Source organism: Streptomyces sp. 3-6, from assembly GCF_056323165.1.
Genome location: NZ_JBWHZP010000002.1, coordinates 206,236 through 220,644, shown reverse-complemented (window position 1 = coordinate 220,644; position 14,409 = coordinate 206,236). Strand labels below are relative to the sequence as shown.

Below are 14,409 nucleotides of genomic sequence, written 5' to 3'. Positions count from 1 at the left end.
AACTGTCAGAACGGATCTCGGGGGCGCGGCCGGCCGGCCGCTCGGGCCACTCCCCGAGTTCTCCCCCCAGGAGGACCAGTGGCGCTCTCGCCGATGGACATGACGCATCTGGCCGCCGTCGACGCGACGCGCGCCGCGCGGGTGCTGGACGAGGTCCGCTCGGCCACCCTGGCCGGGCAGCGGGCCCCGTTGGCACCGCGCCCGGTGATCGGCGAGTCGTGGGCGCGGATGCTGCGCAGCGGCGTCGACCCCGAACGCGACGTGCGGGCACGGCTGTTGTCCCCGGAGGAGGTGCGGCGCCGCCGCGAGGCGTCGCCGCTGCGGCACGTGCTGCCGGTGTTGCGGGACGGGCTGCTGACGGTGGCGGACGTCGCCCGGCACATCATGGTGGTCGCCGACGCCGACGGCCGGGTGCTGTGGCGGGAGGGCAGCGCGCCGGTGCTGCGCCGGGCCGACGTGCTGGGCCTGGAGGTGGGCGCGGACTGGCGGGAGAGCGTCGTCGGCACCAACGGGGTGGGCACGCCCGCCGTCACCCGGCGGCCGGTGCAGGTGTTCGCCTCGGAGCACTTCGTCCGCTCCCACGCGACCTGGACGTGCACCGGCGCACCGGTGACGGACCCGCGGGACGGCCGGCTGATCGGCGTGGTCGACGTGAGCGGGCCGCTGGACACGATGCACCCGGCGACGCTGGCCTGGGTCGACTCGGTGGCGAAGCTGGCGGAGGCCCGGCTGCGGGACCTGCACCAGCAGTCCCTGGAACGGCTGCGCGCGGTGGCCGCGCCGGTCCTGGCCCGCATCGACGGGCGGGCCGTGGTGGTCGACCGGCACGGGTGGACGGCTGCGGTCACGGGGATGCCGTACGTGCGGCGGCTGGCGTTGCCGAAGTCGTTGTCGGCCGGGGTGCGGTGGCTGCCCGTGCTGGGCCGGTCGACGGTGGAGCCGCTGGCGGGGGGCTGGCTGGTGCGGGCGGCGGACGAGCCGGCGCCCTGCCCGGGCCGACGGGTCGAGCTGGACCTGCGGGAGCCGCGCCGCTGGTCGGTCGCGGTGTCCGGCGGCGCGAGCGCCTGGTCGCGGGAACTGAGCCCGCGGCACGCGGAGTTGCTGTACGCGCTGGCGGTGCACCGGTCCGGGCGCAGCGCGGCGGAACTGGCGGAGGAGATGTTCGGCGATCCCGGCCGCACGGTGACGGTGCGGGCGGAGATGTCCCGGGTGCGGAGGTACCTCGGCGGGCTGCTGGAGCACCGCCCGTACCGGTTCGCGGAGGACGTCGAGGTGGACGTGCTGCTGCCGGACGACCCGCGGGGCCTGTTCACGGGGGCCGCGGCCGAGGTGGCCCGGCGGCAGGCGGCGACTGCCGAGCCGGATCCGCGCACGGCGACGGCGACCGTGACCGCCGGGGCGGACCCGCGCGCGGCGACAGCGACAGCGGCAGCGGGGGCGGACCCGCGCGCGGAGGGTGCGGGCCCGGCTCCGGTCGCGGCGGCCGGATCGCACGCGGCGGCCCCGGTGCCGGAGCCGCGTCCGGGCGGCCGGGGCGGGACCCGTCACCCGGCTCCGGCCACGGAGCCTTGAGGTCACGGTTCCCGGCCGGGGTGACCGCCCCGGCGGACGCCCTCCGCACGGAGACACCCGGTGACAGGGGCCCGCCGGTGGGTCCCGGAGCGGTGGCCGCCCGGAGACACCCGGAGACAGGGGCCCGCCGGTGGGTCCCGGAGCCGTGCCGGCCCGGTGACGCCCGGTGGCGGGTGCTGCCGCTACGGGTCGTGTCGTCCCAGGTCGCGGGAGGTGCGCCCGGTGCGTCGGCGGGGCCGGGGCGCCGGGTACAGTGAGGGGGAAGGACGCCGTCGGGACGACCCGCCGGTGCGGTACGAGCAGGGACGACCCGGCAGAACGTGTAGACATCCGTGCCCACACCCTCCCTCCTGCGAACGGTCCTCACCCCCTCCGCGCTCGCCCGGCCGGCCCTCGGCTGGGGCGCCTTCCTCGCCACCCTGGCCGCCCGCCCCTTCCTCTCCGGACATCTGTCGGCCCCCGTGCTGTGGACGGTGCTCGCGGCGATCGTCGCGGTGATCGTGGTCTGCGCCTTCGGCGTCGTCGCCCAGGCCGAGCACCTGGCCCGGCGGCTCGGCGACCCCTACGGGACGCTGGTGCTGACCCTCTCCATCGTCCTGATCGAAGTCGTGCTGATCGCCGCCGTGATGCTGGGCCCGGGCGAACACGCGACCATCGCCCGGGACTCCGTGATGGCCGTGTCGATGATCATCCTGAACCTGGTCGTCGGCGCGGCCCTGCTGGCCGGGGGTCTCCGGCACGACGACCTCCGGCCCAACCGCACCGGCGTCTCGGCCTACCTGGCGCTCCTGGTGGTGCTGCTGGCCGTGGCGTTCGCGTTCCCCGGGCTCATCGGCACCGACGGCGCCTACCGGCCGGGGCAGGCGGTCGCCCTGAGCGCGCTCACCGTCGTCCTCTACGGGTTCTTCCTCCTCCGCCAGACGGGGGCCCAGCGCGCCGACTTCCAGGAGGTCGTCCCCCTCCCGGGCCCGGTCACGGCCCCCGGTCGTGCCACGGACCCGGGCCCGGACACGGCCGCGCGCCCCGCCCCGGCCGCCGGCCCCCACGCCTCACACCGGGAGGCGGCCGGGCCGTCGGCCGGCCGGCGTGCGGAGGTCGTCACCCGGACCCTGCTGCTGGTGGCGACGGTGGTGCCGATCGTGCTGCTGTCCCACGACATGGCGGCCCTGCTCGACGACGGCCTGGCCCGCGCGGGCGCGCCGGTGGCGCTGTCCGGTGTCGTCATCGCGATGATCGTCTTCCTGCCCGAGACCATCACCACGCTCCGGGCCGCCCTGGGCGGGGAGATGCAGCGGGTGAGCAACCTGTGCCACGGAGCCCTGGTGTCCACGGTCGGGCTCACCATTCCCGCCGTGCTGACGATCGGACTGGTCACCGGGCAGCGGGTGGTCCTCGCCGAGAGCACGACCCACCTCGTCCTTCTGGGGGTCAGCCTGCTGCTGACGGCCGTCACCTTCACCGGGCGGCGGGTCACCGCCCTGCACGGGCCGGCGCACCTGATGGTGTTCGTCCTGTACGGGCTGGCCGTCTTCGCGTGACGCGCGGATGCCCCGTCCCGGCGCCCGCCGCCGGTCCCGGTCGGCCGCGGGGCACCCCGACGGTCACGGTTTCCGCGCACTTGCCGGGTCCTCGCCCCGGGCCGGGTGCGGCTGTCGTAGCATCGCCTTCCGGGCCACCCCACCCTGCCCCGTGTCAACGCAAGGATCGCGGGACGCAGTTGGCTCGCCTCGGGAGGACGGTATGAAGCATCGCGGCAGACACCGCCGTCGTCGGCGGGGCAGAGCACTGCGGGCGGCGCTGGCCGGGACGGCCCTGGCGCTGACCGCCGCCGCCACGATGATCAGCACCTCGCAGGCCACCGTGGCCGACGATCCCGGGGCGCTGGAGTCCCTCACCTCCGCCGAAGCGACGGCACCGCTGCGGCTGACCGAGCGCCCGGTGCCGCGGGACTGGCTGGACCGGCTGTCCGACGGGATGGGCCCGGCCGTCCCGATGGACGCCGTGCTCGCCGACGCGGACGGGGTGCTGCGGGAGGCGGACTCCTGTCCGGCGGACGACCGGCGGGCGCTGCCCGTCGAGCCCGAGGCGACCCGCGCGTACTGCTGGGACGGTGCCGACACCAGCGGCTGGGAGGCGGGCGCGGTCACCACGTCCGGCGACGCCGACGACGACGGCCGCTGGGGCCCGCACCGGGTGATCCTGTCCGGCTGGAGCCGGTCCGGTCCGGTGAGCGGCGGCCCGGGGGACGCGTCGGCGGACGGCTCGCCGGACGGCGCCGACGGCACCACCGGCCGGGACGGCCTGGCGCGGGTCGCGTTCGTGGACCGGGACGCCGCCGGCGGACCCAGCTACACCTGGGTGCTGCTGGCCGTACCGGTCCAGGAGGGCCGGGACTACCGGGCGCTGGCGTCGTCGGTGTCCGGGATGGTCTGGTATCAGGACAAACTGCTGGTGACCGCCGACCGGCAGGACGGCAGCGCGCTGTACGTCTACGACATCGACCGGGTGCAGCGGGCCTCCGTGTCGGGCCCGTCGGTGGGCCGGGTGGCCGACGGCTGGTCGGCGGCCGGGGCGCGGTACGTGCTCCCGGCGGTGGGCGCGTACCGGACGACGGGCGCCGACGCCCCGCTGCCGGGCGGTATCTCGCTGGACCGCAGCACCACGCCGGACAGCCTGGTGGCGCACGAGGCGCGGCCCGAGGGCGACGACGACGGGCCGACCCGGTTGTGGCGGTACGCGTTCAGCGTGGACCCGCTGCGGTCCGGTCTCCTGGCGACGGACCCGGCGTCGCGCGTCGACGCGGTCGCGGCGTACGAGACCCGGCTGACCGACGTGCGCAGCGTGCTGTCCCACCGGTCGGGCTGGTACCTGGGACGGGTGACCGGGACGCCCGACGAGCGGGGGACGCTGTGGCGGCAGGACACGGAGGGGGCGCGCCCCGTCCGCTGCGGGGCGGACGACACGTACCGCTGCTGGAGCGGTGACGCGGGCTCGCTGTCCCACTGGCAGGAGACCGGTGAGGTGTGGTCGCAGTCCGGCCGGATGCTGTTCGCGCTGCCGCTGGACTCGGTGGACCGCTCCCTGGACTGATCCGGTCGCCTCCCGCGGTCCGGCCGGCCGGCCCGTCCGGGGCCGCCCCGGGGCCGTCCCGGGGGCGCGGTCGGCCGGACGACGGCGCCGGGGACGCCGGTCGTCGGATTGCTCCGGGGCCGCCGGGGAGCACCGCCGGACGCCGGTCGCAGTGTCCGGAAAGGCGGCCGGACGTTCGACAGGGGCCCGTCGGGGATGGTTCTCTTTCGGACATGAAGACCATCACCGTGACCACCTGGTCGCTGGAGCAGACGGCGCCCGCCGACCTCCGGCCGGCCGCCGTGCCGGAGGGGGACGTGCGGATCGTCCGCGCCGAGGTGCCCTCGCCGGAGTTCAGCCGCTTCCTGTACGCGTCCGTCGGCGGTGACATCCGCTGGACCGACCGGCTGGGCTGGACGTACGCGCAGTGGGCGGAGCACCTGGGGCAGCCGGGTGTGGAGACGTGGGTCGCCCAGGACCGCGGGACGCCCGCCGGGTACGTGGAGCTGCAGGCCCAGGACGACGGTGTGGTGGAGATCGTCTACTTCGGGCTGATCCCCGCCTTCCGGGGGCGCCGCATCGGCGGCCACCTGCTGTCGTACGGGGTGGCGCGGGCGTGGGACCTGGCGGAGCGGTGGCCCGGCCTGAAACCGACCCGCCGGGTGTGGCTGCACACGTGCAGCAAGGACGGCGAGCACGCCATGGACAACTACCTGCGGCGCGGTTTCCGGCTGTTCGACACCACGGTGGAGGAGGAGCCCGACGTGGTGACCCCGGGCCCGTGGCCGGGGGCCTACCCCGCCTGACCGGCGTCGGCAAGACCGTCCGCGCCAAACGTGACCAAGGACACCCTTGTCTCGCACAACGAGACAAGGGTGTCCGCATTTTGGATGAAGCTGGACTGGCTCCCGAGCGCCGTGCCACGCTTCCGCCATGCCTGGAACTGGAATCGCCTTGGTGAGTCGGCGGCACGTCGACCTCGGCCGCATGTCCAGCGCCATCTGTCCGATGCGCTGACGCCCCCTCAGTGGCCCCTCGGCCACGGGCTCCAGCACCACCGGTTCTCCTCCCTCCGAGGCCCTCGGCCTCCCTCCGCTCTCCCGCGCCCGTGCCCGCGCAATGACGCGCAGGTCTGCCGCACGCCGCGAAAGCGCCGGTCAGGGCCGTACACCTGCCGTCCGACCCCGCCACGCACCCGTCGGCGCCGCGCGCCGACATCATCCACCGCTGTCCGAAGGACGTACCCCCCATGGCCGCCACCCCGCCGAAGTCCGCCGCCGCGTCTGTCCGCCGCAAGGTGAGCCGTCACCGCGGCGAGGGTCAGTGGGCGGCGGGTCACCACACCCCGCTGAACGGCAACGAGCAGCTCAAGAAGGACGACGACGGTCTCAACGTACGGACACGTATTGAGACGATCTACTCCAAGCGCGGTTTCGACTCCATCGACCCCAACGACCTGCGCGGGCGCTTCCGTTGGTGGGGGCTGTACACCCAGCGCCGCCCCGGCATCGACGGCGGGCGCACCGGGGTGCTGGAGCCGGAGGAGCTGGAGGACGAGTACTTCATGCTGCGGGTCCGCATCACCGGCGGACGGCTGACCACCGAGCAGCTGCGGGTGATCGGTGAACTCTCCGAGACCTACGCCCGGGGCACCGCGGACATCACCGACCGGCAGAACGTCCAGTTCCACTGGGTGCGCATCGAGGACGTGCCCACGATCTGGGAACGCCTGGAGGCGGTCGGCCTGTCCACCACCGAGGCGTGCGGCGACTGCCCGCGCGGCATGCTCGGCTCCCCGGTGGCGGGCGTCGCCGAGGACGAGATCATCGACGGCACCGCCGCCCTGGACGAGATCGTCCGCCGCTACATCGGCGACCCGCGCTTCTCCAACCTGCCGCGCAAGTACAAGACGGCCGTCTCCGGCTCCCCGCTGCTGGACGTGGCGCACGAGATCAACGACATCTCGTTCGTCGGCGTGGTCCACCCCGAGCACGGGCCCGGCTTCGACCTGTGGGTCGGCGGCGGGCTGTCCACCAACCCCAAGTTCGGTGTGCGGCTGGGCGCGTGGGTGCCGGAGCAGGACGTGCCGGACGTGTGGGAGGCGGTCACCACGATCTTCCGCGACCACGGCTACCGCCGGCTGCGCAACCGCGCCCGGCTGAAGTTCCTGGTCGCCGACTGGGGGGCGGAGAAGTTCCGCCAGGTCCTGGAGGACGACTACCTCGGCCGCAAGCTGATCGACGGCCCGGCGCCCGAGATGCCCGCCCGGCAGTGGCGCGACCACATCGGCGTGCACCGCCAGAAGGACGGCCGCTTCTACGTGGGCTTCGCCCCGCGCGTGGGCCGCATGGACGGCTCGCTGCTCACCAAGGTCGCCGCGCTGGCCGAGGAGCACGGCTCCGGACGGGTCTCCACCACCGTCGAGCAGAAGATGATCGTCCTGGACGTGCCGCAGGACCGGGTCGACTCCCTCGTCGACGGGCTGGAGGCGCTGGACCTGCGGGTCACCCCCTCTCCGTTCCGGCGCGGCACCATGGCCTGCACCGGCATCGAGTTCTGCAAGCTGGCCATCGTGGAGACCAAGGAGCGAGGCAGCGAGCTCATCGACGAACTCGAGCGCCGGCTGCCGGACTTCGACGAACCCCTCACCATCAACCTCAACGGCTGCCCCAACGCCTGCGCCCGCATCCAGACCGCGGACATCGGTCTCAAGGGCCAGCTCGTCACCGACGCCGAGGGCCGTCAGGTCGGCGGCTACCAGGTGCACCTGGGCGGCGCCCTCGGCCTGGAGCCGTCCTTCGGCCGCAAGGTGCGCGGTCTGAAGGTGACCTCCGACGAACTGCCGGACTACATCGAGCGGGTCCTGAAGCGCTTCCAGGCGGAGCGCGAGGACGGCGAGCGGTTCGCGGTCTGGGCCGCGCGCGCCTCCGAGGAGGCCCTGTCGTGAGCGAGCGGGCGGCCCCGTTCCACTGCCCCTACTGCGGCGACGAGGACCTGCGTCCCGGCGAGGACGGACCGGGGGCCTGGGAGTGCGCCGCCTGCAACCGGGCCTTCCGGCTGAAGTTCCTCGGGCTGCTGGCCCGCGGGACCCGGCAGGCGGACACGGGAGGGGACGCGGCATGACGGTACGTCAGGACGCTTACACGGCGCAGGAGTTGAAAGGGCTCGCCGAGCGGGCCGGGCGGGAGCTGGAGGACGCCCCCGCGCTGGAGATCCTGCGCTGGGCGGCGGGGACGTTCGGCCGGCGCTTCTGCGTGACCTCCTCGATGGAGGACGCGGTCGTCGCCCACCTCGCCTCCCGGGCGATGCCCGGCGTGGACGTGGTGTTCCTGGACACCGGCTACCACTTCGAGGAGACCATCGGCACCCGGGACGCGGTCGACGCCGTGATGGACGTCAACGTCATCACGCTCACCCCGCGGCAGACGGTGGCCGAGCAGGACGCCGAGTACGGCCCGAGGCTGCACGACCGCGACCCCGACCTGTGCTGCCGGCTGCGCAAAGTGCTGCCGCTGGAACAGGGCCTGACGGAGTATCAGGCGTGGGCGACCGGGCTGCGCCGCGAGGAGTCCCCGACCCGGGCCCACACCCCGGTGGTCGGCTGGGACGAGAAGCGGGGCAAGGTCAAGGTCTCGCCGATCGCCCGCTGGACCCAGGACGACGTGGACGCCTACGTCGCCGAGCACGGCGTGCTGACCAACCCGCTGCTGACCGACGGCTACGCCTCCGTCGGCTGCGCGCCCTGCACCCGCCGCGTGCTGGAGGGCGAGGACGCCCGCGCCGGCCGCTGGGCGGGCCGCGGCAAGACCGAGTGCGGGCTGCACGGCTGACCATGACGAACCTTCAGGAGACCACCGTGACGACCGGAGCCACCGTTTGGCTCACGGGTCTGCCGAGCGCCGGCAAGACCACCATCGCCCACGAACTCGCCGGGCGGCTGCGCGCCTCGGGCCGGCGCGTGGAGGTGCTCGACGGCGACGAGATCCGCGAGTTCCTCTCGGCGGGCCTCGGCTTCAGCCGCGAGGACCGGCACACCAACGTGCAGCGCATCGGCTTCGTCGCCGGACTGCTCGCCCGCAACGGCGTCACCGTCCTCGTCCCCGTCATCGCGCCCTACGCCGACAGCCGGGAAGCGGTGCGGGGGCGGCACGCGGCCGACGGCACGCCCTACGTCGAGGTGCACGTGGCGACCCCGGTCGAGGTGTGCTCCGTGCGGGACGTCAAGGGCCTGTACGCCAGGCAGGCCGCGGGCGAACTCAGCGGACTGACCGGCGTGGACGACCCGTACGAGGAGCCCAAGGCGCCCGACCTGCGCATCGAGTCGCAGCACCAGACCGTCCAGGAGTCCGCCGCGGCGGTGCACACCCTGCTGAGTGAAAGGGGACTGGCATGACGACCGTCGCAACGGTCACGGAGAACACCGGTGGCGCGGAGGGGTCCCCGGGCCCGTACGCCCTCTCCCACCTCGACGCGCTCGAGTCGGAGGCGGTGCACATCTTCCGCGAGGTGGCCGGAGAGTTCGAGAACCCGGTGATCCTCTTCTCCGGCGGCAAGGACTCCATCCTCATGCTGCACCTGGCGCTCAAGGCGTTCGCGCCCGGGCCGGTGCCCTTCGCCCTGCTGCACGTGGACACCGGGCACAACTTCCCCGAGGTCCTCGACTACCGCGACCGCGCCGTCGCCCGGCACGGACTGCGGCTGCACGTCGCGTCCGTGCAGGACTACATCGACCGCGGGGTGCTCAAGGAACGCCCCGACGGCACCCGCAACCCGCTGCAGACGCTGCCGCTCACCGAGAAGATCGCCGCCGAGCGGTTCGACGCCGTGTTCGGCGGCGGCCGGCGCGACGAGGAGAAGGCCCGGGCCAAGGAGCGGGTGTTCTCGCTGCGCGACGAGTTCTCCCAGTGGGACCCGCGCCGCCAGCGCCCCGAGCTGTGGAACCTGTACAACGGCCGGCACGCCCCCGGTGAGCACGTCCGGGTGTTCCCGCTGTCCAACTGGACCGAGCTGGACGTGTGGCAGTACATCGCCCGGGAGCGCATCGAGCTGCCGGAGATCTACTTCGCGCACGAGCGCGAGGTGTTCCGGCGGGCCGGGATGTGGCTGACGGCCGGCGAGTGGGGCGGCCCGAAGGACGACGAGCCGGTGGAGAAGCGGACCGTGCGGTACCGGACGGTGGGCGACATGTCCTGCACCGGCGCCGTCGACTCCGACGCCGACACCATCGAGAAGGTGATCACGGAGATCGCCGCCTCCCGGCTCACCGAGCGCGGCGCCACCCGCGCCGACGACAGGCTCTCCGAGGCCGCGATGGAAGACCGCAAGCGCGAGGGGTACTTCTAGAGATGAGCACGATCACGTCCGAGGCGCTCGCGGAGACCACCCTGCTGCGGTTCGCCACCGCCGGTTCCGTCGACGACGGCAAGTCCACCCTGGTGGGCCGGCTGCTGCACGACTCCAAGTCGGTCCTCACCGACCAGCTGGAGGCCGTGGAGCGGGCGTCGGCGAGCCGCGGCCAGGAGGCGCCCGACCTGGCGCTGCTCACCGACGGCCTGCGGGCCGAGCGGGAGCAGGGCATCACCATCGACGTGGCCTACCGCTACTTCGCCACGCCCCGGCGCCGGTTCATCCTCGCCGACACCCCGGGCCACGTGCAGTACACCCGGAACATGGTCACCGGCGCGTCCACCGCCGAGCTGACGGTGATCCTGGTCGACGCCCGCAACGGCGTGGTCGAGCAGACCCGGCGGCACGCGGCGATCGCCGCCCTGCTGCGGGTGCCGCACGTGGTGCTCGCCGTGAACAAGATGGACCTGGTCGGCTACCGGGAGCCGGTGTTCGCCGCCATCGCCGAGGAGTTCACCGCGTACGCGACCGAGCTGGGCGTGCCCGAGGTGACCGCGGTGCCGATCTCGGCGCTGGTGGGCGACAACGTGGTGGAGCCGTCCTCGCACATGGACTGGTACGGCGGCCCGACGGTCCTGGAACACCTGGAGACCGTGCCGGTCAGCCACGACCTGACGCACTGCCACGCCCGGCTGCCGGTGCAGTACGTGATCCGGCCGCAGAGCGCCGAGCACCCCGACTACCGGGGCTACGCCGGCCAGATCGCCGCCGGCACGTTCCGGGTGGGCGACGCGGTGACCGTGCTGCCCTCCGGACGGTCGACCACGATCACCGGGATCGACCTGCTCGGGGAGCCCGTCGAGGCGGCCTGGACACCGCAGTCGGTGACCCTGCTGCTGGCCGACGACATCGACATCTCCCGCGGCGACCTGCTGGTGCCCGCCGAGGACGCCCCCGCCACCACGCAGGACCTCGACGCCACCGTGTGCCACGTCGCCGACCAGCCGCTCACCGTCGGCCACCGGGTGTTGCTCAAGCACGGCACCCGCACGGTCAAGGCGATCGTCAAGGACATCCCGTCGCGGCTGGCCCTGGACGACCTGTCCCTGCACCCGCACCCCGGCACGCTGGCCGCCAACGACATCGGCCGGGTGAGGATCCGCACCGCCGAGCCGCTGCCGGCCGACTCCTACTCGGACTCCCGGCGCACCGGCTCCTTCATCCTCATCGACCCCGCCGACGGCACCACGCTGACCGCCGGCATGGTCGGCGAGTCCTTCGCCGCACCCGAGCCGGTCAAGAACCCGGCCGAGGACGACGGGTGGGACTTCTGACCATGAACGGCACCGACGTCCGCGCCCCACGCGCCGAGCAGGGCCGGCCGGCCCGCAACGGGGCCCCGGGCCGGAGGTCCCCCCGGACGGAGTTCGGCGGAGGACAGGGCGGGGTCGCGCGATGTGCGCGATGACGTACGCGCGCCGCCCGCGCGCCCACCGCCCCCGCCGTCACCGGCGAGAACCCGCCGACCACCCGGCCGCGACCTGAGCCTCGCGCGACCGCCGGGCCCTTCGAGAGGAACACCTCCCGTGTCTGCCACATCCGTCCCGCGCCGCGCGCTCACCGTGCTGGCCGTGCTCCCCCTGCTCGCCCTGGCCGCCTGCGGCTACGGCTCGCAGGCCAAGGACCGCGGCACCGCCGAGATCGCGGCCGGGGCGCAGAAGACCGACGGCCTCGACTCCGTCCGGATCGGCTACTTCGGGAACCTCACGCACGGGACCGCGCTGGTGGGCCACCGCAAGGGCTTCTTCCAGAAGGAACTCGGCGCGACCCGGGCGCGGTACGCGGTGTTCAACGCCGGACCCTCCCAGATCGAGGCGCTGAACTCCGGCTCCGTCGACATCGGCTGGATCGGCCCCTCCCCCGCCGTCAACGGCTACGTCAAGGCCAGGGGCAGGAACCTGCGGATCATCGGCGGTTCGGCGTCCGGCGGGGTGAAGCTGGTGGTGAACCCGGACCGGATCCGTTCCCTGGACGACGTCGAGGGCAAGCGGATCGCGACCCCGCAGCTCGGCAACACGCAGGACGTCGCCTTCCTCGACTGGGCGGCCGGGCGCGGCTGGACGGTCGACCCGCTGAGCGGGAAGGGCGACGTGACGGTGGTCCGCAGCGACAACAAGGTCACCCCGGACGCCTTCCGGTCGGGTTCGGTCGACGGAGCCTGGGTGCCGGAACCGACCGCCTCCCAGCTGGTCGCCGACGGCGGGAAGGTGCTGCTGGACGAGGCGTCGCTGTGGCCGGACGAGAAGTTCGTCATCACCAACATCGTCGTGCGGCAGGAGTTCCTGCGGGAGCACCCGGCGGCCGTCGAGGCGGTGCTGCGCGCGTCGGTGGCGGCCAACCGGTGGATCAACGCCCACCCGCGGGAGGCGAAGAAGGCCGCGAACGAGCAGCTGGCCCTCGACGTCGGCAAGGCCCTCCCGGCCGAGGTCCTCGACCCGGCGTGGGCGTCGATCCGGTTCACCGACGACCCGCTCGCCGCCACCCTCTCCACCCAGGCCCGCCACGCCGTCGACGCGGGCCTGCTGGAATCGGCCCGCCTGGACGGCATCTACGACCTCGCGCCCCTCAACAAGGTCCTGGCGGACACGGGCGCCCCCACCGTCGACGACGCCGGACTCGGCGCCCCGTGACCCCGACCCCGACCACTCCCAGGAGGTGACGACCATGGCCACGACCACGCTCGCCAGGGCCGCCGACGGCACCGTGACGGCGACGCACGCCGCCCGGATCGAGCACGTCTCGAAGTCGTTCGCGAACCCGGCAGGGCGGCAGCTCGTGCTGGACGGCATCAGCCTCGATGTCGCGCCGGGCGAGTTCGTCACCCTGCTGGGTGCCTCGGGCTGCGGCAAGTCCACCCTGCTCAACCTGGTCGCCGGTCTCGACCGGCCCAGCGCGGGCACCATCACCACCGACGGCCGCCCCGCGCTGATGTTCCAGGAACACGCCCTGTTCCCCTGGCTGACCGCGGGCAAGAACATCGAACTGGCCCTCAGGCTGCGGGGCGTGGCGAAGTCCGAGCGCCGGGAGCGGGCCGAGGAACTGCTCGAACTGGTGCGGCTGAAGGGCGCGCACGGCAAGCGGGTGCACGAGCTGTCCGGCGGCATGCGCCAGCGGGTGGCGATGGCGCGGGCACTCGCCCAGGAGAGCCGGCTGCTGCTGATGGACGAGCCGTTCGCGGCGCTGGACGCCATCACCCGGGACGTGCTGCACGACGAGCTGACCCGGATCTGGCGGACCGCCAACACCGGCGGCTCCGCCACCGGACCGCTGTCCGTCCTGTTCGTCACGCACAACGTGCGCGAGGCGGTGCGCCTCGCCCAGCGGGTCGTCCTGCTGTCCTCCCGGCCGGGGCGGATCGCCCGCCAGTGGACGGTGGACATACCGCACCCGCGCCGCATCGAGGACACCGCCGTCGCGGAACTGTCCGTCGAGATCACCGAAGAACTCCGTGGGGAGATCCGCCGTCATGGCCAGCACTGACACCACCGCCAAGGACGGGAGCGACCTCGCCGGACTGGAGGCCGGGCTCGACGCGCTGGAGACGGTGCAGACCGGCCGCAAGCCGTTCCGGCAGACGTTCAGGGAGAAGATCCTCCCGCCGGTGATCGCGGTGGCCCTGGTGCTGGCGGTGTGGCAGGCGCTGGTCTCGTTCCGGATCGTCGACGACCCGACCAAGCTGCCCTCGCCGGGCGCGGTGTGGCAGGTGCTGGAGCGGGCGTGGCTGGAGGGCGAACTCCTCGGCTACATCTGGACCAGTGTGTCGCGCGGTCTGCTCGGCTTCCTCCTCGCGCTGCTGATCGGCACCCCGCTGGGCCTGCTGGTGGCGCGGGTGAGGTTCGTGCGCGCGGCCATCGGCCCCATCCTGTCCGGGCTGCAGTCGCTGCCGTCGGTGGCCTGGGTGCCGCCGGCCGTGATCTGGCTGGGCCTGAACAACCAGATGATGTACGCGGTGATCCTGCTCGGCGCGGTCCCCTCCATCGCCAACGGGCTGGTCTCCGGAGTGGACCAGGTGTCCCCGCTGTTCCTGCGGGCCGGGCGCACCCTGGGCGCCACCGGGCTCAAGGGCACCTGGCACGTCGTGCTGCCGGCGGCGCTCCCCGGCTACGTGGCGGGCCTGAAGCAGGGCTGGGCGTTCTCCTGGCGCTCGCTGATGGCCGCCGAGATCATCGCCTCGTTCCCCGACCTGGGCGTGGGCCTGGGCCAGTTGCTGGAGAACGGCCGCAACGCCAGCGACATGGCCATGGTGTTCGAGGCCATCCTGCTGATCCTGACCGTGGGCATCGCCATCGACCTGCTGATCTTCAGTCCGCTGGAGCGGTGGGTGCTGCGCAGCCGCGGTCTGCTGGTGAAGGGCTGAGGCAC

General features: G+C 73.7%; 13 protein-coding genes and 1 pseudogene. All 14 read left to right on the top strand.

The features are described 5' to 3' along the window. Positions 1-93: 93 nt before the first annotated feature. A pseudogene (locus AC02VZ_RS05165) lies at positions 94-1,359 on the top strand (helix-turn-helix domain-containing protein); the annotation flags it as partial. Between the two features lie 545 nt (positions 1,360-1,904). Beyond that, positions 1,905-3,110, top strand: coding sequence for a calcium:cation antiporter (locus AC02VZ_RS05160; RefSeq protein WP_432057906.1), 1,206 nt, complete (start codon positions 1,905-1,907; stop codon positions 3,108-3,110). A gap of 202 nt (positions 3,111-3,312) precedes the next feature. After that, complete coding sequence (locus tag AC02VZ_RS05155; RefSeq protein ID WP_476474630.1) at positions 3,313-4,662, top strand: hypothetical protein; 1,350 nt, start codon at positions 3,313-3,315, stop codon at positions 4,660-4,662. 212 nt (positions 4,663-4,874) lie between these two features. Further along, on the top strand, positions 4,875-5,447 hold the full coding sequence (locus tag AC02VZ_RS05150) for a GNAT family N-acetyltransferase (RefSeq protein WP_432057904.1): 573 nt from the start codon (positions 4,875-4,877) through the stop codon (positions 5,445-5,447). A gap of 127 nt (positions 5,448-5,574) precedes the next feature. Next, complete coding sequence (locus AC02VZ_RS05145; RefSeq protein ID WP_360594463.1) at positions 5,575-5,658, top strand: putative leader peptide; 84 nt, start codon at positions 5,575-5,577, stop codon at positions 5,656-5,658. A gap of 232 nt (positions 5,659-5,890) precedes the next feature. Beyond that, a complete protein-coding gene (locus tag AC02VZ_RS05140) occupies positions 5,891-7,588 on the top strand; it encodes a nitrite/sulfite reductase (RefSeq protein WP_432057903.1) in 1,698 nt (565 codons plus the stop codon). Next, positions 7,585-7,764: a hypothetical protein gene (locus tag AC02VZ_RS05135; RefSeq protein WP_476474629.1), complete on the top strand. Its 180-nt coding sequence runs from the start codon at positions 7,585-7,587 to the stop codon at positions 7,762-7,764. The genes AC02VZ_RS05140 and AC02VZ_RS05135 overlap by 4 nt, the downstream gene beginning before the upstream one ends. Next, positions 7,761-8,471 (top strand): phosphoadenylyl-sulfate reductase, encoded by a 711-nt coding sequence (locus tag AC02VZ_RS05130; protein ID WP_432057901.1) that lies wholly within the window; start codon positions 7,761-7,763, stop codon positions 8,469-8,471. The genes AC02VZ_RS05135 and AC02VZ_RS05130 overlap by 4 nt, the downstream gene beginning before the upstream one ends. Before the next feature lie 26 nt (positions 8,472-8,497). Then, the gene (gene cysC / locus AC02VZ_RS05125; protein ID WP_476474742.1) at positions 8,498-9,034 is read left to right on the top strand and encodes an adenylyl-sulfate kinase; all 537 of its coding nucleotides are present in this window, start codon (positions 8,498-8,500) and stop codon (positions 9,032-9,034) included. Next, the gene (gene cysD / locus AC02VZ_RS05120; protein WP_476474628.1) at positions 9,031-9,984 is read left to right on the top strand and encodes a sulfate adenylyltransferase subunit CysD; all 954 of its coding nucleotides are present in this window, start codon (positions 9,031-9,033) and stop codon (positions 9,982-9,984) included. The genes cysC and cysD overlap by 4 nt, the downstream gene beginning before the upstream one ends. Before the next feature lie 2 nt (positions 9,985-9,986). Then, positions 9,987-11,321 carry a sulfate adenylyltransferase subunit 1 gene (locus AC02VZ_RS05115; RefSeq protein ID WP_476474627.1) on the top strand — a complete coding sequence of 445 codons (1,335 nt, stop codon included), beginning with the start codon at positions 9,987-9,989 and terminating at the stop codon, positions 11,319-11,321. 252 nt (positions 11,322-11,573) lie between these two features. Next, positions 11,574-12,677, top strand: a complete 1,104-nt coding sequence (locus AC02VZ_RS05110; protein ID WP_476474626.1) for an aliphatic sulfonate ABC transporter substrate-binding protein — start codon at positions 11,574-11,576, stop codon at positions 12,675-12,677. Positions 12,678-12,711: 34 nt separating this feature from the next. Further along, positions 12,712-13,527: an ABC transporter ATP-binding protein gene (locus tag AC02VZ_RS05105; protein ID WP_476474625.1), complete on the top strand. Its 816-nt coding sequence runs from the start codon at positions 12,712-12,714 to the stop codon at positions 13,525-13,527. After that, positions 13,514-14,404, top strand: a complete 891-nt coding sequence (locus AC02VZ_RS05100; RefSeq protein ID WP_432057895.1) for an ABC transporter permease — start codon at positions 13,514-13,516, stop codon at positions 14,402-14,404. Before AC02VZ_RS05105 ends, AC02VZ_RS05100 begins: the two co-directional genes overlap by 14 nt. Positions 14,405-14,409: the final 5 nt, after the last annotated feature.